The organism is Robertmurraya sp. DFI.2.37 (assembly GCF_029211245.1).
Lineage (GTDB): Bacteria > Bacillota > Bacilli > Bacillales > Cytobacillaceae > Robertmurraya > Robertmurraya methanolica_A.
The window spans coordinates 120,377-140,411 of the sequence record NZ_JARGEJ010000002.1 but is presented as its reverse complement, the minus strand read 5'-3'; the positions used below and the strand labels follow the sequence as shown (position 1 = coordinate 140,411).

Genomic DNA, 20,035 nt, shown 5'->3' with positions numbered 1-20,035 from the left:
CGAGTTCATTTCGCCGATGGATTTTTCTTTATTTTAAGCCTGACTCAAGGGTTTGGAGCATTTCTTCTCTTTCATCTTCTGACGCGTTATTCCAAATGATTTCAAACAGAACGCCTAGCCCAGGAAGCATTTTTTCTTCGCCATTTTGAATCGCATCGACAATCGTTTCCCGTAATTCATCTTGGGAGTTGCCGGATACATTGTGAATAATGGCATTGCGTAAATTCAAATCCATACGTACACACTCCTTCTAAAATGACTTCTTTAATATATTTTCTAATTTGCCATGAATTATGTATAAGAAGATGAGGTTTTGCGATTAATGTTATTTGGAGAATTTAAAGAAATTTCGAGGATTACAACTGCAAAGGAATGTTTCACACTCATTTATAGAGGTTATTTTATTTTAATATCGAAATAATTAAAAGCATTCAGTTTTAATAGGAGGAATAAAATGTACATTTTAACAACTAGGTTATTAATACGTAATTTTGAAAATAATGATTGGCAAGCTGTACACGAATATACTTCAGATTGTAAAGTAATGAAATACATACCAGAAGGAGTTTTTACAGAGGATGATACAAAAGACTTCATAAAGAAGAACATGGGTGACGCAGCAGAGAAGTTTGCTGTTGTCTTAAGAGATGAGAATAGGGTGATTGGGCACATCGTTTTTCATAAGTATTTTGGTGAGCACACATATGAAATCGGCTGGGTGTTTAATCCTAAATATTATAATCAAGGGTATGCATCAGAGGCAGCACAAGGAATATTAAAATTCAGTTTTGAAGAAATGCATTTACACAGGGTTATAGCAACGTGTCAACCAGAAAATATCGCTTCATCACGAGTAATGGAGAAGATTGGTATGAGAAGGGAAGGGTATTTCAAAAAGTGTATTCCAGCCGGTAATGAGTGGTGGGATGAATATTATTACGCTATTTTAAAAGAGGAATGGGTTCATCATTGAGATTCCTACTATAGTTAAGCTATAATGAGGAAACTTACATATTGCAAAAAGGAGAAGTATCCGTTGAAATATATACAATCTGCTCAGAACCGACAAGTTAAGCAATGGAAAAAGCTTTTAACGAAAAAAGAACGGGATAAAACAGGAACTTTTTTAGTTGAAGGATTTCATCTTGTTGAAGAGGCAATTAAAGCTGATGTTGCACTAGAAATCATCATAAGTGAGGGAGTTGAGCTACCTCCACAGATGGACTATCGCTCTATTTCCTTAACGATGGTCACATCTGAAATCTTTCGAGAACTGAGTGATACCGAAACCCCTCAAGGAGTCTTAGCTCTTTGTGAGGCACAGAAAAAAGGTGCAGAGTTTAAAGGCAAACAGTTTTTGTTAATTGATGCGGTTCAGGATCCGGGGAATTTAGGTACGATGATTCGGACAGCAGATGCAGCAGGGATGGATGGAGTGATCGTTGGGCATGGGAGTGTTGATATTTATAACCCAAAGGTCATTCGTTCAGCTCAAGGAAGTCATTTTCATTTACCAGTTGTGAGAGGATCACTCAAAGAATCGCTGGAAAAGTTATTAGCTGAAAATATTCCTGTATATGGAACATCTTTAGAAAATGGCTCTATATATACGGAAATAAGTCCTTCCACCTCCTTTGCCCTTCTCGTTGGCAATGAGGGAAGTGGGGTTGATCAAGAGCTGTTACAGATGACGACAAAGAATTTGTATATTCCACTCTTTGGGAAAAGCGAATCGCTTAATGTGGCAGTTGCAGCAGGGATATTACTCTATTATTTGAAAGCTTGAATACCGTTCTTTTATATACTATAATTAACTGCGATACAATATAAGAATAAGAAGACATACTTCTCGACTTTGAGAATTGTCTAACGCAAGCTGCCAAAGCCTAGCAAACTTCAGGTCCCTCCCTACGATAAGTTAACTATGAATTGCTACCGCAATACAAGTTTCCTATATCGAAAGAACAGGTCCTTCCAGTTTGTCCGGCGAGGAACAAGCTGCTTTTCGCTTTTCTTATTACATAATGAAAAACATTGACGGAGAAAAGTAACTTACTCGCACTATTGAGGGAGAAAATGCCTTAGACTGAAAGCATTTTTATAGGTAAAGTAAGTGAAGTTCACCTCCTGAGTTGGCATCGGGACCATGAAAAATGGAGAAATTTTTCGTGTAAAGATGCATCGGCCTAAAAAGCCGTTATCGTAATGAAGTGAGCCATAATATGTGGCTAATTAGGGTGGTACCGCGATCATAAACCTCGTCCCTTTCTAGGGATAGAGGTTTTTTGTTTTTCAATGGAGGAACAGACAAACGGAAATTTATGAAAAAATAAGGAGGATTTAAACATGCAAGAACGATTGAAGGAACTTCAGGAGGAAGCATTGCAAGCGGTTGATGCTGCAGCTGATTTAAAGGAGCTTAACGACATCCGTGTTTCTTACTTAGGAAAAAAAGGTCCAATAACCGAAGTTTTAAAAGGAATGGGGAAGTTGTCTGCAGAAGAGCGTCCAAAAATGGGAGCACTCGCAAATGAGGTGCGTGATCTTATTTCTGCCAAAATAGAGGAAAAACAGCAAGCGTTAGAAGCAGCAGCTGTTGAAGCAAGGCTTGCATTGGAAACAATCGATGTAACCCTTCCAGGTAGACCTGTACACACAGGAAATCATCATCCCCTTACTCGTATTGTGGAAGAGATTGAAGACTTATTCATCGGCATGGGTTATACCGTTGCAGAAGGTCCGGAAGTTGAAAAGGATTATTATAATTTTGAGGCATTAAACCTTCCAAAGAGCCATCCAGCCCGTGATGCGCAGGATTCCTTCTATATTACAGAGGAAATATTACTTCGTACGCAAACATCTCCTGTTCAAGCAAGAACGATGGAAAAGCATGATGGCAAAGGACCAGTGAAAATTATTTGTCCTGGTAAAGTATATAGACGTGATAGCGACGATGCGACACATTCTCACCAATTCATGCAAATTGAAGGACTGGTAGTTGCTGAAAACATTCGCATGAGCGATTTAAAAGGAACCCTTGAATTATTTGCAAAAAAATTATTTGGTGAAGACCGTGAAATACGTTTGCGGCCGAGCTTTTTCCCATTCACAGAGCCATCGGTAGAGGTCGATGTTTCTTGCTTCAAATGCGGTGGCCATGGATGCAATATTTGTAAACAAACAGGCTGGATTGAAGTATTAGGATCAGGGATGGTTCATCCAAATGTCCTTGAAATGTCTGGCTTTGATTCGAAGAAGTATACTGGATTTGCTTTTGGAATGGGAGTAGAACGAATTGCGATGTTGAAATACGGCATCGATGATATCCGTCATTTCTACACGAATGATACGCGTTTCTTAAAGCAATTTAAACTCAACTAACGAACACAAAAAGCGATTTTATAATAAATTTTAGAAAATCAAGTTATTATTGTCGTTTTTTGGATTGTTTTCAAAGGTTGAGCGATTTATTAGATCAAGGAATGAGAAGGAGGATATAACATGTTTGTTTCATATAAATGGCTACAGGAATATGTAGATTTATCAGGAATTACACCTGATGAGCTAGCAGAAAAAATTACGCGCAGCGGGATTGAAGTCGAAGGCGTTGAGGTGTTGAATGAAGGACTTAAAGGAGTCGTTATCGGCCATGTCCTTGAGCGTGAACAACACCCAAATGCAGATAAGTTAAACAAATGCTTAGTCGACATTGGGGAAGAGAGCCCTGTTCAAATTATTTGCGGTGCGCCAAACGTGGATAAAGGACAAAAGGTAGCAGTTGCTACTGTTGGAGCAGTATTACCCGGGAATTTTAAAATTAAAAAGGCAAAGCTTCGTGGCGAAGAATCAAACGGTATGATCTGTTCCCTATCTGAATTAGGAATAGACGGGAAGTTAGTCGCGAAGGAGTTTTCAGAAGGAATCTTTGTTTTTCCCAATGATGTAACGGTCGGAGAAGATGCCTTAGAAAAATTACAACGGGATGATCAAATATTGGAGCTAGGCTTAACAGCAAATCGTGGAGACTGCTTAAGCATGCTTGGAGTGGCATACGAAGTAGCGGCTATTTTAAACCGCGAAGTGAAGCTCCCAAATCCAACAGTGAAGCCAATTGCGGAAGAGGCAACTGATTACATCACTATTAAAGTAGAGGCAAATGAAGATAATCCGTTATATGTTGCGAAAGTCATAAAAAATGTGAAAATTGCTCCATCGCCATTATGGATGCAGGGAAGATTAATGGCAGCAGGTATTCGACCGCATAATAATGTCGTTGATATTACGAATTATATTTTACTTGAATATGGTCAGCCACTTCACGCTTTTGACTATGATCGTCTCGGTTCAAAAGAAGTTCTTGTGCGTCGGGCAAAAGCCGGTGAAAAAATCGTGACTCTTGATGCTGCGGAGAGAATTTTAACGGAAGATCATCTTGTTATTACTAATGGAAGTGAACCAGTCGCTCTTGCAGGTGTAATGGGTGGTGCTAATTCAGAGGTCCAAGCAGATACGACTACCGTTTTGCTTGAATCTGCCTATTTCAAAGGAGAAACTGTTCGTAAAGCTTCAAAAGATCATGGACTTAGAAGTGAGGCGAGCTCTCGTTTTGAAAAAGGAGTCGATCCAAATCGTGTACGTGCGGCAGCAGAAAGAGCGGCTGAATTATTAGCATTATATGCGAGCGGTGAAGTATTAGAAGGCGAAGCGGTAGTGGATACTCTCCAGATTGAGCCAGCAGTTATTTCGATTACGCTGGAAAAAATTAATCGCGTTCTTGGAACAGATATTTCTATGCAAGAGGTCGAGAGTATTTTTACTCGTCTTCAATTTGAAACAAGCGTCGATCATGAAACGATTACGGTAACCGTTCCTACTCGTCGTGGTGATATTACGATTGCAGAGGATTTAATTGAAGAAGTCGCTCGTCTCTATGGCTATGATCATTTGCCGTCCACATTGCCGATCGGTTCATCGACACCAGGTCATTTAACAGCATATCAGCAAAAGAGACGGGCAGTTCGTCGCTATTTAGAAGGAGCAGGATTGTATCAAGCCCTCACTTATTCCTTAACAAGTGAGGAAAAAGCGACTCAATTTGCACTAGAAATACGTGAGCCGATCAAACTTGCAATGCCGATGAGTGAGGACCGTAGCCACCTTCGCTTAAGCATTATTCCTCAATTATTAGAGGTCGTGAAATATAATGTGGCTCGTCAAAATGATCGTGTTGCTCTGTATGAAGCTGGCCCTGTTTTCTTAGCGAATGGTACCGAAGAACTCCCTGATGAAAAGGAACGTTTAGCAGGAGCAATTACAGGGGTTTGGGAACAGCATCAATGGCAAGGAGAAAAGAAAGAAGTTGATTTCTTTGTCATAAAAGGAATTTTAGAAGGATTGTTTGCAAAGCTCGGACTCGAGCAGAAGATTGAATATCGTCAAGCGATAGTTGAAGGGATGCATCCAGGTAGAACGGCTGAAGTTTATTTATCTGGCGAAAAAATTGGCTTTGTTGGTCAAGTTCACCCAACGGTTCAAAAGGATCTGGATTTAAAAGAAACGTATGTGTTTGAGCTTTGCTTAGAAGCGATATTATCTGAAGGCGTAGCTCCATTACAGTATCAATCGATCCCACGTTACCCATCGATTACAAGGGATATTGCTCTTGTTGTTGAAAAGGAAAAGGTTGCCGGTGAATTAGAAAGCATCATCGTTGAAGCTGGTGGAAAGTTGTTAAAGGATGTCCATGTGTTTGACTTATATGAAGGTGAACATATGGAACCAGGTAAAAAATCGATTGCTTTCTCTTTAAAATATTTTGATCCGGAGAAAACATTAACAGATGAAGAAGTCACAAAGGTGCATGACAAAGTCTTAGCAGCAGTGAAAGAAAAGGCTGGAGCTGTGTTAAGAGGATAAAAAAGGGTGGAGCATTCGCAAGTGAATGCTCCACTTTTTTATGAAGGGGAGTACTAGTTCCAGAAATAATCGTATTTTTCCGGAATTACTATCAAAATTTCTGGAATTAATCGTATTTTTCCGGAATTACCGCCAAAAATTCTGGAAATAATCGCATTTTTCCAGAATTAATCGAGATCCGTACGAATCCCTTATAATAATTCCGCTGCTTTCGCGTTTAATGCCACTTGTTCCGGAGTTTTACATCCTGGTATAACCGTTGTGACAGCAGAATTTTTTAAGCACCAAGCTAACGCCCAAGAAGCCATCGGTACTCCTTCTGGAACCTCTGTTTTTTGGATTTCTTCCACCTGTTTAAGAAGTTTTGCTGTTTCCTCTTCATTATGTCTGGACCGCACATCGTTAGCAGTAAAGCTAGCACCTGGTTTGTATTTTCCACTTAAATAGCCGCTTGCAAGAGGTACTCTTGCTAATACCCCTAAATGTTGCTCTTGGGCGGATGGGAATACTTTTTCCTCTGGCACCCTGTCTAAACGGTTGTATACGACTTGGATGGCTCTGATGTTAAGGTCGCTCGCTTTTGCTGTTTGAAAAATATTGTCATTTGTTTTTAAGGATAATCCTAGATGTCTAATTTTTCCTGCTTGTACCTGTTTATCCAGCATCGTCCATAATTGATCATTGTCAAATTCATCATCGCCGGGAGAGTGTGCTTGATATAAATCAATATAATCTGTTTTTAACGATTTCAGTGAAGCATCTAATTGTTTTAAAACTTCATCGGCGCTCCAATGTCTTGTTCGTTCAAAATTTCTTTGGAAATGATGACCAAATTTTGTAGCAATAATCCAATCTTCACGATTGTGACGGCTTATGTAATCTCCGATAAAATTTTCTGAAAGATGATCGCCGTAGCACTCTGCAGTATCAATGAAATTAATCCCAAGCTCTTGGGCTTTGGTTAAGATGCGATCCACTTCTAATTGCTTAAAATTAAGACCCCATTCTCCGCCAAATTGCCATGTTCCCACTCCAACTACCGAAACATTTAAGTCAGTTTTTCCTAAAACTCTATATTCCACTACAATCACCTCTTTAAAAAATTCGTTACTCTTATCTTACTCTCCTATTTTTTGAGGGGCAAATATCCTAACTTCGCACAATCTTAAGGGCTTTTTCTGTATTAGCGAAGTGTAATTTGACGAATTTTGGTAATGTTTTTTCACCTTTCTCCTTTATCAATCTAGCTGCCGCTTTGTCGACTGCCGGTCCGGCTCCTTTTGGAATTGTAAAACCTGCTTCTTTTGACAAGTTTTCGAAGTGTCGTACAAAGGCGTATCGAGCAATGATGGATGCAGCTGCCACAGCAAGATGGACACTTTCAGCCTTTGTGCTAAAGAAGACATTTTCCTTATGGACGACAGACTGTCCTTTTAAGTATTGATAATATAGTTCTTTTTTAGCAAACTCATCAATAAGAATTGCTTCTGGTTTCTCAGGAGCTATTTTATCAAGAACATGACCGATTGCTTGATTATGTAATAGCGCTTTTATCTTCCCTTGGGACATCCCTTTTTGCTGTAATTGATTGTATTTTTCATTGTGTAATGTTAATAAGCTAAAGGGAATAATTTCTTTAATTTGCTTTGCAATTTCCTCAATTGCATCGTCTTTGAGATTTTTGGAGTCCTTTACGCCCACTTCCTTTAATAATGGAATTTGCTCTTTCCGAACGTAGGCAGCAACGACGGTTATCGGCCCGAAGTAATCGCCAGTTCCTACTTCATCGGAACCGATTACGGATAAGCCTTCAAAATGAGACGGAAGGATTCCAGAAGCTTTTGGTTTTGAGGAATCTTGCTTTTCAGCGGGGCTTCCCCATTTGCTCGCTTCTCTTTCACTATTGCTGCCTTGAAAAAGAACCTTTCCTGATTTATAAGCAGTTATCGTACATTGGGAAACTTTGGCACAAAAAACGCTGCCTGGTGGATTTGCTGTGGATAAATAAGGCTCATAATGTTTCTTCATGGTAGTAATAGCACTTAAAGTTAATTTTAGAACGACCTGACTCATTTCATTTCTCCTATCTATTATATAAAATTGGTGTAATGTCCTTTCATATGAAAGTGGTAAACCACTTATTCAGCCTTCCAAAATCCGCTATCTTTAGACAGGCTTAGACTTTTCACTCTAATAGGTTCATGTTATCATAGTGATTAGGATTCTATGAATAGGGGGCAACTAGCTTGTCAGAAGGACAGAAAACGCGCACAATGGTTGACATTTACGGTCAACAATATGTTATTATCGGCACTGAAGATTCACGCCATATAAAGCTTATCGCTTCAATGGTTGACGAGAAAATGCGTGAAATTAGCTCCAAGAATCCTTCACTCGATATGAGCAAGCTTGCGGTATTAACAGCTGTCAATGCCGTTAACGACTATATGAAAATGAAAGAACAGCTTGAACGATTAGAAGGTGAATTAAAAAGAGTAAAGGATTGAAGAATTCATGCTAGATCTCGCCATTTTTATTATATTATTATTTGGTTTTTTAGTAGGTTTAAGAAGAGGGTTTATCCTTCAGCTTATCCACGTAATTGGTTTTATCGTTGCCTTTGTCGTTGCTTATATGTATTATGATCAGCTTGCGCCGAAGCTTACCCTTTGGATTCCATACCCTAATTTTGGGAGTGACTCAGCTTTTCAATTATTACTTGACAACGGAAATTTAGAAGTAGCCTATTATCGTGCCATCTCGTTTGTCGGGATTTTTTTTGCGGTCAAAATTGTGATGCAGATTATAGGAAGTATGCTGGATTTTGTCGCTAACCTCCCTATTTTAAAAATGTTGAACGTTTGGGCTGGTGGACTACTGGGTTTTGTCGAAGTTTATCTTGTGCTATTTATTGTTCTATACATATCAGCACTTTTACCGATTGAAGTTGTGCAAAATGCACTGGGGAATTCTGCACTCGCCAATATGATTGTAGAAAATACACCTTATTTTTCTAGTCAAATTAAAGAGCTATGGATTGACTATATCGCATCTTAAAACTTCTCTGTTTTAGAGAAGTTTTTTTAAGTCAGTGGGTATATGAAAAGTGCTACAATGTAATAAATTTTTTCTACTGATAACTATAATATGAAAATGTTTCCATTTGTAAAATAAGGTAACAATAATTGTAACGGATTTAACGATACTTGTAAAACAGAGGCCATGTTTTTTGACTTTGATTGTTGATATAACGATTGTCCTCAATTTGTGTGAAACCAAAATTTCATACATCATTCAGTATGAATCATAAATAAAAATCCATTTTTAAGAGGTGAAAAGATGGCCGTCAATAAAAAGGATGTCATTCGATTGCTGGAAACGATCGCGGTTTATATGGAGCTAAAGGGAGAGAACCCTTTTAAAGTTTCAGCGTTTCGCAAGGCAGCAGCAGCACTTGAGGTAGAGGAGCAAACAATTGATGAAATAGAAGATTTTACAAAGCTGCAAGGGATCGGGAAGGGGACTGCCTCTGTAATTGAGGAATTTCTGCAGACTGGACAATCCGTCGTCCTGAAAGAACTGCAAGAGCAAGTGCCGAATGGGCTTGTTCTCCTTCTGCAACTACCGGGTTTAGGTGGGAAAAAGATCGCTAAGCTTCATAAGGAGTTAGGGATCGAAAATGTTGACGATTTAAGGAAAGCGTGTATCGAGAAAAAGGTGAGAGCTCTGGCTGGTTTTGGAGAGAAAACAGAGGAAAAAATATTGACTGCCATAGCAAGTGTGGGAAATCAGCCAGACCGTCTTCCGCTCGCTTATATGCTGCCCATTGCTCAGCATCTTGAAGAGGAACTGGAAAAAATGCATGATGTGGAACGTTTTTCAAGAGCGGGGAGTATTCGAAGGGTAAGAGAAACGGTTAAAGATTTAGATTTTATTATATCAACCGCGAAACCGTCAGTAGTTAAGGAACAACTACTAAAGTTTGAGAATATAAAAGAGATTGTTGCTGCAGGGGAGACAAAAGTATCGCTCATTCTTGATTATAGCTATGATGTTTCGGTTGATTTCCGTTTAGTTAAGCCTGAGGCATTTGCCACAACACTGCATCATTTTACAGGCTCTAAGGAGCATAATGTACGGATGAGACAGCTTGCTAAAGAGCGAGGCGAAAAAATTAGCGAATATGGTGTTGAAGTGGCTGAGACAGGTGAAATATTAACATTTGAGTCAGAAGCTGATTTTTATCAACATTTTAATCTGCCGCTAATTCCTCCAGAAATGAGGGAAGATGGGAAGGAAGTCGAAAATTACTCCGAAGAACTGAATATTATTTCCTTAGAGGATATTCAAGGTGATTTACATATGCATTCAACTTGGAGTGATGGGGCACATTCGATTGAGCAAATGATTAACGAGTGCCGTAAGCTCGGCTATAAGTATATGGCCATTACTGATCATTCGAAGTTTTTAAAGGTAGCGAATGGTTTAGATGAAGAGCGTTTAAGACGTCAACGGGAAGAAATTGCGAAATTAAATGAGAAATACGATGATATCACCATACTTGCTGGAGTGGAAATGGATATTCTTCCAGATGGCTCCCTTGACTTTGAAGATGACTTCCTCGAAGAGATGGACCTTGTGATTGCCTCCATTCATTCAGGTTTTTCCCAAGCTAAGGAACAAATAATGAAGCGACTGATAAATGCATTAAACAATCAACATGTCGATATTATTGCCCATCCAACAGGGAGAAAAATCGGAATAAGGGAAGGATATTCAGTTAACATTGATTTCTTAGTTGAGCTGGCTAAAGAAACAAATACTGCTTTGGAGCTTAATGCCAATCCAAATCGTCTTGATTTAAGTGCAGAGCATATAAAAAAAGCACAAGAAGCTGGTGTTAAAGTGGTGATTAATACGGATGCCCATAGGATGGAGACGCTAGAGCATATGAGCATTGGGGTTTCAACAGCCAAAAAAGGATGGATTAAACGAAGCAATGTCCTAAATGCATTAAGCTTAGACGAGCTTTTGCAATTTTTACGCGAGCGCTAAGCAATATATTTATACTAGCCTACTTGACTTCGATTGCGTAAAATGGAAATCGAGTAAAGGAAAAGGTTAACTTCATTTATGCTGATTTTTTTGGAACGCATTGTCTATTTTGCTTTGTGTTTTAGAAAAGCAATAAAGGCAGTTTTTCATGTTTTGTAAAATTAGGAGAAGATAAACGTTCTTCACAAAAACAATAAAAAATAAGTAAACAGCTTTGTTTAAAGAAAAGGGGGATTTTTCTCCATGCAACAGCGTGTTTTAAAGGTTTTAGAATTTCATAAAGTGAAAGAGCAGGTGCTCGAGCTTGCCTCATCAGCTTTAGGAAGGCGACTTGTGGAAGAACTTAAGCCTTCTACGAATTTCGAGAAGGTTGTTAGAAGTCAAGAAGAGACAGATGAAGCCACAAATATTTTACGTTTAAAAGGAAATGTGCCGTTAGGTGGGATTTATGACATAAGGCCGCATATGAAAAGAGCGGATATCGGTGGAATGCTTAGTCCTCAGGAACTGATGCAAATATCAAGCACAATCCATGCCAGTCGAATGATTAAGAAATTTATCAATGATTTATTAGAGGAAGAACTCTCACTGCCATATCTTCATGAATTGACGAATGAGATAGTTGTATTAGCTGAATTAGAAGATGCCATTCGAATGGCTGTTGACGATAATGGGGCGATTTTGGATAGTGCCAGTGAATTGTTACGTTCTTTAAGGAACCAATTGAGAACGAAAGAAAATCGCGTTCGCGAGAGATTAGAAAGTATGATTCGTTCTTCGAATGCGCAAAAAATGCTTTCTGATGCGATTGTCACCATTCGTAATGATCGTTTCGTTATTCCTGTTAAACAGGAGTATCGTGGCCATTACGGTGGAATTATTCATGACCAAAGTTCTTCCGGTCAAACATTATTTATTGAACCGCAGTCGATCGTTCAACTGAATAATGAACTTCAAGAAGTTCGGATTAAAGAACAGCAAGAAATAGAGCGCATTTTAATCGAGCTATCCAGTCGCGTTGCTGAATTCAATATGGAGTTAAGAAAAATTGTCGATGTCCTCGCACAAATTGATTTTATGTTTGCGAAGGCACGTTATGGGAACAAAATCAAAGCTTCAAAGCCGAAAATGAATAATGAGGGGCGGATAAATCTTGTTAAAGCAAGGCACCCATTAATTCCTGGAGATGAAGTGGTTGCGAATGATATTTACCTTGGGAAGGACTTTACAACCATTGTCATTACCGGTCCAAACACAGGGGGAAAAACGGTTACGTTAAAAACAGTGGGCCTTTGTACGTTAATGGCGCAAGCTGGATTACAAATTCCAGCATTAGATGGTTCTGAAATGGCTGTTTTCGGCTCGGTCTTCGCAGATATTGGTGATGAACAGTCAATTGAGCAAAGCTTAAGTACTTTCTCCTCGCATATGGTTAATATTGTTGATATTTTAAATGAAGTCGATTTTCAAAGCTTAGTTTTGTTTGATGAACTAGGAGCAGGGACAGACCCACAGGAGGGGGCTGCACTTGCCATTTCCATTTTAGACGAAGTTTACAAAAGCGGGGCAAGGGTCATTGCGACAACCCACTATCCAGAATTGAAGGCATATGGTTATAATCGAGAAGGGGTTACAAATGCAAGTGTGGAGTTCGATATTGAGACGTTAAGTCCGACGTATAAGCTACTCATCGGTGTCCCAGGGCGAAGCAATGCTTTTGAAATTTCAAAGCGTTTAGGTTTGAAGGAAACGGTTATTGAGACCGCCAAATCATATATGAGTGCTGATTCGAATCAAGTGGAAGGGATGATCGCTGCCTTAGAGGAAAATCGCAGACAGGCTGAGGCTGAACTTGAAGAAGCACATAGCTTATTAAGGGATGCAGAAAAGCTTCATCAAGATCTTCAGAAGCAAATGGCTGAATATTATACCCGTAAAGAAACACTGGAAGAAAAGGCGAAAGAAAAAGCTCAAGAGATCATTGAAAAGGCGAAGGCAGAATCAGAAGAGGTTATTCGCTCCTTGAGGAAAATGCAAATAGAGAAACAAGCGGAAGTGAAGGAGCATGAACTGATTGAAGCAAAGAAACGACTCGAGGAGGCTGTTCCAAAGACGAAACAGTCGAAAAAGGCGGCTGTTCAAAAGAACAGTACACATGTTTTCAAGGCAGGCGACGAAGTAAAAGTATTGAGTTTTGACCAAAAAGGCCATCTGATTGAACAGGTTTCTGACAAAGAATGGCAAGTTCAAATAGGAATTTTAAAAATGAAGGTAAATGAAGCAGATTTGCAATTTATAAAAAGTGAAAAAGCTGTACAGACGAAACCAATGGCTACAATTAAGGGCAAGGATTTCCACGTTGGGTTAGAATTAGATTTAAGAGGCGAACGTTTTGAGGACGCCCTAGTTCGGGTCGAAAAATATATTGATGATGCCCTCCTAGCGGGATATCCCCGTGTATCGGTTATTCATGGAAAAGGAACCGGTGCTTTGAGACAAGGTGTCCAAGAATATTTACGAAATCATCGTTCTGTGAAGAAAATTCGTTTTGGTGATGCTGGAGAAGGAGGAACCGGTGTTACCGTGGTGGAATTTAAATAAGGAAATCTCTTATCTTCCCTTGTGGATAGGAGATTCCAAATGATGGGGTGAGTTCAAGTGACCGGTTTTTGGGAGAACGATTATGTGGAAACAGCTGCCTATTTTAGTGTGGTGATTCTATGTCTTGTTGTGTTTTTAGCGATATTCGAGCTTGTGACGAAATATCGAAACTGGGAAGAAATAAAAAAAGGAAATTTAGCGGTGGCGATGGCTACAGGTGGAAAGATTTTTGGAATTGTGAATGTATTCCGACACTCGATCTCACATCATGATACGTTATTTACAATGATTGGTTGGGGAGCCTATGGCTTTTTATTGCTGTTAGTTGGTTATTTCATTTTTGAATTTTTTACTCCAAAATTTAAAGTGGATGAAGAGATAGAAAAAGATAATCGTGCTGTCGGGTTTATTTCTATGATGATTTCGATTAGTTTATCATTTGTAATTGGTGCGAATATCGCATAAGGGGCGAGTACATTTGGAGAAATTAGCAAAAATCCTTTTTGTTTTATGTGCTGTATTTGTTGTGATTGGGATTATTTATCTGTTATAATCGACCACGCAGTTCACAGCATCGTTGATGATTGTTTTCGTTCTGTATAAAGGTGAACAGGAAATAGGACTTTTTTCCAGTATTTCACCTTAGTGAGAGCGTTCTTTAACATCTGATAAAACGAGATATGATTCACTATATGAAGATAGTATTTTCTAAAACGTCGTCGATTACGACGTTTTTTTCATGAACTGCACTTTTTCAACTTTGTTTATTGTGGCTCATTCTTTGAAATGTATTTTGACTTAAGCAACAAAAGTCAAACAAACTCACGAGTCCCTTTCTGTAAGCACTTTTGTTTTGGTAATAATGTTAAGTGTTCAATTTCTTAGTGAAAATCAATCAGACGTTATTTACTTAATAAGCACTCAACTGCTAAATAATATTTGATTGTCACTGCAATGCTCCTATATTATAATTAGTAATGAACAATTAGAATGTTCTAAAAATTATAAGAATAGGGGGGTTACTATGACTGATTTGAAACCGTGGCTAAAGTGCTATCCAGAAGAAATTCCACATACATTGACCTACTCAAATGAACCTGTCCAAAACTATTTAAAGAACACAGCCGAAAAAAATCCAAATAAAATAGCCATTCATTTCATGGGTAAAGAGATGACTTACCAGGAAGTGTACTCTGCATCACTTAAGTTTGCAGCTTATTTGCAAAGCTTAGGTATTGAGAAGGGCGATAGAGTAGCGATCATGCTGCCTAATTGTCCGCAATCTGTGATTAGTTATTATGGAATCTTGTTCGCCGGCGGCATTGTTGTACAAACGAATCCACTTTATATGGAAAGAGAAATTGAGTATCAAATGAATGATTCAGGCTCGAAAATGATTGTGACATTAGATATTCTTTATCCACGCGTCACTAAGGTGATGTCGAAAACTTCTTTGCAACATATTATTGTAACCGCTATCAAGGATTATTTGCCATTTCCGAAAAATTTGGTTTATCCATTTATTCAGAAGAAGCAGTACGGCTTTTCTGTTAATGTAAAGCATGAAGGAAACCAACATCTTTTTACTGAAATATTGAGACAGCCTCAAAAAGCATTACAGAAGCATGAGTTTGATTTTGAAGAGGATCTTGCTTTATTGCAATATACGGGGGGAACAACGGGTTTCCCAAAAGGGGTAATGCTCACTCATAAAAATCTAGTAGCCAATGCATCAATGTGTGAAGCGTGGCTGTATAAATGTAAAAAAGGAGAGGAAGTTGTCCTTGGATTTCTGCCATTTTTTCATGTGTATGGAATGACCACTGTATTGATTTTATCTGTAATGCAAGGCAATAAAATGGTTCTCCTACCAAAATTTGATATGGAAACAGCTTTAAAAACGATAGAAAAGCAGCGTCCTACTTTATTTCCTGGAGCACCGACGATGTATATTGGCTTATTGAATCACCCTGACTTACAAAAATACGATCTTTCATCGATTGATTCCTGTATTTCAGGATCAGCACCGCTCCCTGTTGAAGTACAACAGAAATTCGAGGAGGTTACAGGAGGAAAGCTTGTTGAAGGATATGGTTTGACGGAAACTTCACCTGTCACCCATGCGAACTTTCTTTGGGATCGTCCACGCATAAAAGGAAGTATAGGCGTGCCATGGCCTGATACGGATGCTGCAATCTTTTCTATGGAGACAGGCGAAAAGCTGCCAGCAGGGGAAATTGGGGAAATATGTGTTAAAGGGCCACAGGTCATGAAAGGTTATTGGAATCGTCCAGAAGAAACAGCGCAAACGTTGAAGGATGGTTGGCTGTTAACAGGTGATCTTGGTTATATGGACGAGGACGGATACTTCTACGTAGTCGATCGGAAAAAAGATATGATTATTGCAGGTGGTTTTAACATTTATCCAAGGGAGATAGAAGAGGTTTTATATGAACATCCAGATGTTGTAGAAGTAGTAGCGGCAGGAGTTCCAGATCCGTATCGAGGAGAGACAGTTAAAGCCTATGTTGTGTTAAAGGAAGGTGCGGTTGTCTCAGAAAAGGAATTAGATCAATTTGCAAGAAAGCATTTAGCCTCATATAAGGTACCGAGAATATACGAATTTAGGAACGAATTGCCAAAAACAGCAGTAGGGAAGATTTTGCGAAGATCTTTAGTGGATGAAGAAAAGAAAAAATGGCAAGATGAAGAACAAATAAAGGCATAGTGTAAGGGAGAACTTGTCCTTTTTTACTATAATGATTCGGAAGATATTTTCTTGACATAAATCCAATACACGTCTATCATAAAATTATGAATGATTATTCATTCATAATTTTCTTTTTTGAATTGGTAACTGAAATCGATACTATCATGGGTTTAGATCATATAGGTCAGTGTCTGTGTGGAAATAAAGGTCAAAGTACACGTTCATAACATTCTCCCATTAAGATGGTTCAAAAGCAATTAAAAAAATTGCTGCTTTATCGTTAGGAATGGATATCCCATGTTACATATGTCAGTGTTTCTTGGAAGGAGAGAGCTCGTTGAAAAAGAATAAACCAAAATACAAACAAATTATAGATGCTGCTGTCATCGTAATTGCTGAGAATGGCTATCATCAGGCCCAAGTGTCCAAAATTGCGAAGCAGGCAGGGGTAGCAGATGGTACGATCTATTTATATTTTAAAAATAAAGAGGATATTCTCATCTCTCTCTTTCAAGAAAAAATGGGAAGCTTTGTAGAAAAAATTGAAGAGCAAATTGCAGGAAAAGAAACAGCAGCAGAGAAATTATTAATGATGGTTGAAACGCATTTTAAGATTCTTTCCAAGGATCGCCATTTAGCCATTGTCACACAGTTAGAATTACGGCAATCTAATAAGGAGCTTCGTCTGCGCATTAACCAAGTATTAAAGGGGTATTTAAAAGTTATCGACAAAATCTTAATGGAGGGTAAGGAAAATGGAGAGTTTGCTGCGGACTTAAATTTAAGGCTAGCCCGGCAAATGATTTTCGGAACGATGGATGAAACAGCGACAACATGGGTGATGAATGATTTGAAATATGATTTACAAGCGCTCGCAGCGCCGGTTCACAAGCTGCTTCTGAATGGTTGTCGTGGGGAGCAATAATGGCAAAACATAAGGGGGAAGGTAAATGAGCTATTTAAGCTGGTCAAATGAGCAAAATGTCGCGACGATTAAACTAAATCGTCCACCTGCCAATGCTTTGTCGTCAGGAGTCATTAAGGAACTAGCCGAGGTATTAAATGAATTAGAGCCAAACGAAGAGATTCGGGTTATTTTGATTCATGGTGAAGGAAGGTTTTTCTCTGCTGGAGCGGATATAAAGGAATTTACATCGGTCCAGTCTGGAGAAGAATTTGCAAAGCTAGGAACAAATGGTCAGGAACTATTTGAACGAATGGAGAATTTTCCGAAACCGATTATCGCCGCCATTCATGGTGCAGCCCTTGGTGGTGGGTTAGAATTAGCTATGGCCTGTCATTTCCGGCTTGTGTCTGAAACGGCAAAATTAGGGTTACCAGAATTACAGTTAGGAATTATTCCAGGGTTTGCAGGTTCTCAACGTTTGACTCGCTATGTAGGAGCAGCGATGGCTGCTGAAATGATGTTTACAAGTGATCCAATTACAGGTATAGAAGCAGTCCAATATGGTCTAGCAAATCATGCTTATCGCGAAGAAGAACTGTTGGAAAAGGCGCAGGCAATGGCCGAGAAAATCGCGAAGAAAAGTCCATTGTCTTTGAAAGCAACAATTGAACTGTTGAATTATTCGAAAACAAAGGAATTTTATCAAGGGGTAAAAAGAGAAGCTGAATTGTTTGGTGAAGTATTCCACTCAGAAGATGCAAAAGAAGGAATTGCTGCCTTCCTTGAAAAAAGGAAGCCTGTATTTAAAGGGAAATAACTCATTTTATTTTACGATGAATTTTTTGAAAACATTTTCTATTCTATAATTTGAGAGCGTTAACAATTCGTGTTGCGTTTAAGAGCTTGTATTCCAAGTCTCTTTAACATAGGAAAAAAAGACTTAGACCGAGTCATCTATCTGGAATAATATTAGGAGGGAAAATCATGAACATCTTTGTATTAATGAAGAGAACGTTCGATACGGAAGAGAAGATTTCCATTGCTGGTGGCAAAATTAATGAGGATGGAGCGGAATTCATCATCAATCCTTATGATGAGTATGCAATAGAAGAAGCCATTCAGATTCGTGATTCAAAAGGTGGAGAAGTGACAGTTGTTACGGTTGGAAACGAAGAAGCTGAAAAGCAATTGAGGACTGCATTAGCAATGGGAGCAGATAAGGCAGTATTGATCAATATAGAAGACGATCTTGAAGATAGTGATCAATATACAACAGCAAAAATTCTTGCGGAATATTTAAGTGATAAAGAGCCCGATTTAATCATCGGCGGAAATGTGGCGATCGATGGTGGTTCTGGTCAGGTTGGACCGCGTGTTGCAGAACTTCTTCAAATTCCATATGTGACGACTATTACAAAATTAGAAATAGATGGTTCGGAAGTGACCATTGTTCGGGATGTAGAAGGTGATTCAGAGGTTATTCAAACAAGCTTGCCTTTACTTGTCACAGCTCAACAAGGCTTAAATGAACCACGCTACCCATCTTTGCCAGGGATTATGAAGGCGAAGAAGAAACCATTAGACGAGCTTGAATTGGATGATCTTGATTTGGAAGAGGACGACGTTGAAGCGAAGACGAAAACGATTGAAATTTTCTTACCAGCCGAGAAAGAAGCAGGGAGAGTTCTAGAAGGGGATCTTTCTGCCCAAGTGAAAGAATTAGTGGATCTCCTTCACAATGAAGCAAAAGTAGTTTGAATTTAATGAACGTGTCCGAATAAATAAAGACCTTGAAAAAATATGACGTTGTTAATCTCTGAATCTATTACACAGGAGGAATCGAAATGGCTAGAAAAGTTTTAGTGTTAGGTGAAGTCCGTGACGGACAATTGCGTAACGTATCGCATGAAGCAATTTCCGCGGCCAAGACAGTCGCTGAAGGCGGCGAAGTAGTCGGTGTTTTACTGGGGGATTCAGTTCAGCCTCTAGCTGAAGAATTAATAAAAAATGGTGCGGACAAAGTTGTTGTCGTTGAAAATGAAAAATTGGCCCATTATACATCAGATGGATATGCTCAAGGGTTATTAGCTGTTATAGAAGAAGAGCAGCCTCAAGGGCTTATTATCGGTCATACATCATTAGGGAAGGACCTTTCACCGAAAATTGCGAGCAAACTTCATTCAGGATTAATTTCGGATGTTACAAGCATTGAAGTAACGGGTGGAAATATTGTCTTTACTCGTCCAATTTATTCAGGAAAGGCCTTTGAAAAGAAAATTGTGACAGATGGTTTGATATTTGCAACCATTCGTCCGAATAATATTGCTCCGATAGAGAAGGATGAATCGAGAACAGGAGAAGTTTCTACTCTAGCGGTTGACATTAAAGATTTGCGAACCATTATTAAAGAGGTCGTTAGAAAAGCGACTGAAGGGGTAGACCTTTCGGAAGCAAAAGTGGTTGTTGCTGGAGGCCGTGGAGTTAAAAGTGAAGAAGGATTTGAACCGCTAAAAGAGCTTGCAAATGTACTTGGTGGAGCTGTTGGCGCATCTCGAGGTGCATGTGACGCTGAGTATTGCGACTATTCATTGCAAATTGGCCAAACGGGTAAAGTTGTAACACCTGACCTTTATATCGCTTGTGGAATTTCTGGAGCGATTCAACATTTAGCCGGCATGTCCAATTCAAAAGTCATTGTGGCGATTAATAAGGATCCAGAAGCAAATATCTTTAATGTTGCTGATTATGGTATTGTTGGGGACTTGTTCGAAGTTGTTCCAATGCTGACAGAAGAATTTAAGAAATTGAAAGTGAATGCCTAAATAATGAAACGAGCGGTGCATGAA

17 protein-coding genes and 1 other annotated feature are annotated in these 20,035 nt (G+C 39.0%); of the genes, 14 read left to right on the top strand and 3 right to left on the bottom strand.

Annotated elements, in window-relative coordinates; translation table 11 throughout:
- Positions 1–28 precede the first annotated feature (28 nt).
- Entirely contained in the window at positions 29–235 is a 207-nt protein-coding gene (sspI, locus tag PZE06_RS02045) for a small acid-soluble spore protein SspI (protein ID WP_150913781.1), read from the bottom strand.
- Positions 236–454: 219 nt separating this feature from the next.
- On the opposite strand from sspI, the gene PZE06_RS02040 reads away from it, so the two are divergent.
- The 4 genes from PZE06_RS02040 (at position 455) to pheT (ending at position 5,916) form a co-directional block, all read left to right on the top strand.
- Entirely contained in the window at positions 455–973 is a 519-nt protein-coding gene (locus tag PZE06_RS02040) for a GNAT family N-acetyltransferase (protein ID WP_150913779.1), read from the top strand.
- Between the two features lie 63 nt (positions 974–1,036).
- Positions 1,037–1,786, top strand: a complete 750-nt coding sequence (locus PZE06_RS02035; RefSeq protein WP_150913777.1) for a TrmH family RNA methyltransferase — start codon at positions 1,037–1,039, stop codon at positions 1,784–1,786.
- Positions 1,787–2,025: 239 nt separating this feature from the next.
- Positions 2,026–2,269: a binding site (T-box leader), on the top strand.
- 77 nt (positions 2,270–2,346) lie between these two features.
- Positions 2,347–3,381 (top strand): phenylalanine--tRNA ligase subunit alpha, encoded by a 1,035-nt coding sequence (pheS, locus tag PZE06_RS02030; protein ID WP_150913775.1) that lies wholly within the window; start codon positions 2,347–2,349, stop codon positions 3,379–3,381.
- Between the two features lie 120 nt (positions 3,382–3,501).
- The gene (gene pheT / locus PZE06_RS02025) at positions 3,502–5,916 is read left to right on the top strand and encodes a phenylalanine--tRNA ligase subunit beta (RefSeq protein WP_150913773.1); all 2,415 of its coding nucleotides are present in this window, start codon (positions 3,502–3,504) and stop codon (positions 5,914–5,916) included.
- Positions 5,917–6,107: 191 nt separating this feature from the next.
- On the opposite strand, the gene PZE06_RS02020 is transcribed toward pheT, so the two are convergent.
- Together PZE06_RS02020 and rnhC are read right to left on the bottom strand one after the other, a co-directional pair.
- Positions 6,108–6,998 carry an aldo/keto reductase gene (locus PZE06_RS02020; RefSeq protein ID WP_150913771.1) on the bottom strand — a complete coding sequence of 297 codons (891 nt, stop codon included), beginning with the start codon at positions 6,996–6,998 and terminating at the stop codon, positions 6,108–6,110.
- 67 nt (positions 6,999–7,065) lie between these two features.
- On the bottom strand, positions 7,066–7,989 hold the full coding sequence (gene rnhC, locus PZE06_RS02015; RefSeq protein ID WP_150913768.1) for a ribonuclease HIII: 924 nt from the start codon (positions 7,987–7,989) through the stop codon (positions 7,066–7,068).
- A gap of 173 nt (positions 7,990–8,162) precedes the next feature.
- Between rnhC and zapA the strand changes: the two genes are divergently transcribed.
- The 10 genes from zapA to PZE06_RS01965 all read left to right on the top strand — a co-directional run bounded on the left by zapA (position 8,163) and on the right by PZE06_RS01965 (position 20,011).
- Positions 8,163–8,423, top strand: coding sequence for a cell division protein ZapA (zapA, locus tag PZE06_RS02010; RefSeq protein WP_150913766.1), 261 nt, complete (start codon positions 8,163–8,165; stop codon positions 8,421–8,423).
- Between the two features lie 7 nt (positions 8,424–8,430).
- The gene (locus PZE06_RS02005; protein ID WP_150913764.1) at positions 8,431–8,973 is read left to right on the top strand and encodes a CvpA family protein; all 543 of its coding nucleotides are present in this window, start codon (positions 8,431–8,433) and stop codon (positions 8,971–8,973) included.
- Between the two features lie 282 nt (positions 8,974–9,255).
- The gene (gene polX, locus PZE06_RS02000; RefSeq protein WP_150913762.1) at positions 9,256–10,971 is read left to right on the top strand and encodes a DNA polymerase/3'-5' exonuclease PolX; all 1,716 of its coding nucleotides are present in this window, start codon (positions 9,256–9,258) and stop codon (positions 10,969–10,971) included.
- Between the two features lie 243 nt (positions 10,972–11,214).
- Positions 11,215–13,572, top strand: a complete 2,358-nt coding sequence (locus tag PZE06_RS01995) for an endonuclease MutS2 (protein WP_150913760.1) — start codon at positions 11,215–11,217, stop codon at positions 13,570–13,572.
- A gap of 57 nt (positions 13,573–13,629) precedes the next feature.
- Positions 13,630–14,037, top strand: a complete 408-nt coding sequence (locus PZE06_RS01990) for a DUF350 domain-containing protein (RefSeq protein WP_150913758.1) — start codon at positions 13,630–13,632, stop codon at positions 14,035–14,037.
- A gap of 559 nt (positions 14,038–14,596) precedes the next feature.
- Positions 14,597–16,300 (top strand): long-chain-fatty-acid--CoA ligase, encoded by a 1,704-nt coding sequence (locus PZE06_RS01985; protein WP_150913756.1) that lies wholly within the window; start codon positions 14,597–14,599, stop codon positions 16,298–16,300.
- A gap of 319 nt (positions 16,301–16,619) precedes the next feature.
- Positions 16,620–17,207 (top strand): fatty acid metabolism transcriptional regulator FadR, encoded by a 588-nt coding sequence (locus PZE06_RS01980; protein ID WP_150913754.1) that lies wholly within the window; start codon positions 16,620–16,622, stop codon positions 17,205–17,207.
- A gap of 25 nt (positions 17,208–17,232) precedes the next feature.
- Positions 17,233–18,006 (top strand): enoyl-CoA hydratase, encoded by a 774-nt coding sequence (locus tag PZE06_RS01975; RefSeq protein ID WP_150913752.1) that lies wholly within the window; start codon positions 17,233–17,235, stop codon positions 18,004–18,006.
- A 167-nt stretch (positions 18,007–18,173) separates the two neighbouring features.
- Positions 18,174–18,947: an electron transfer flavoprotein subunit beta/FixA family protein gene (locus PZE06_RS01970; RefSeq protein WP_150913750.1), complete on the top strand. Its 774-nt coding sequence runs from the start codon at positions 18,174–18,176 to the stop codon at positions 18,945–18,947.
- A gap of 86 nt (positions 18,948–19,033) precedes the next feature.
- On the top strand, positions 19,034–20,011 hold the full coding sequence (locus PZE06_RS01965; RefSeq protein WP_095307728.1) for an electron transfer flavoprotein subunit alpha/FixB family protein: 978 nt from the start codon (positions 19,034–19,036) through the stop codon (positions 20,009–20,011).
- The last annotated feature ends 24 nt before the right edge of the window (positions 20,012–20,035 follow it).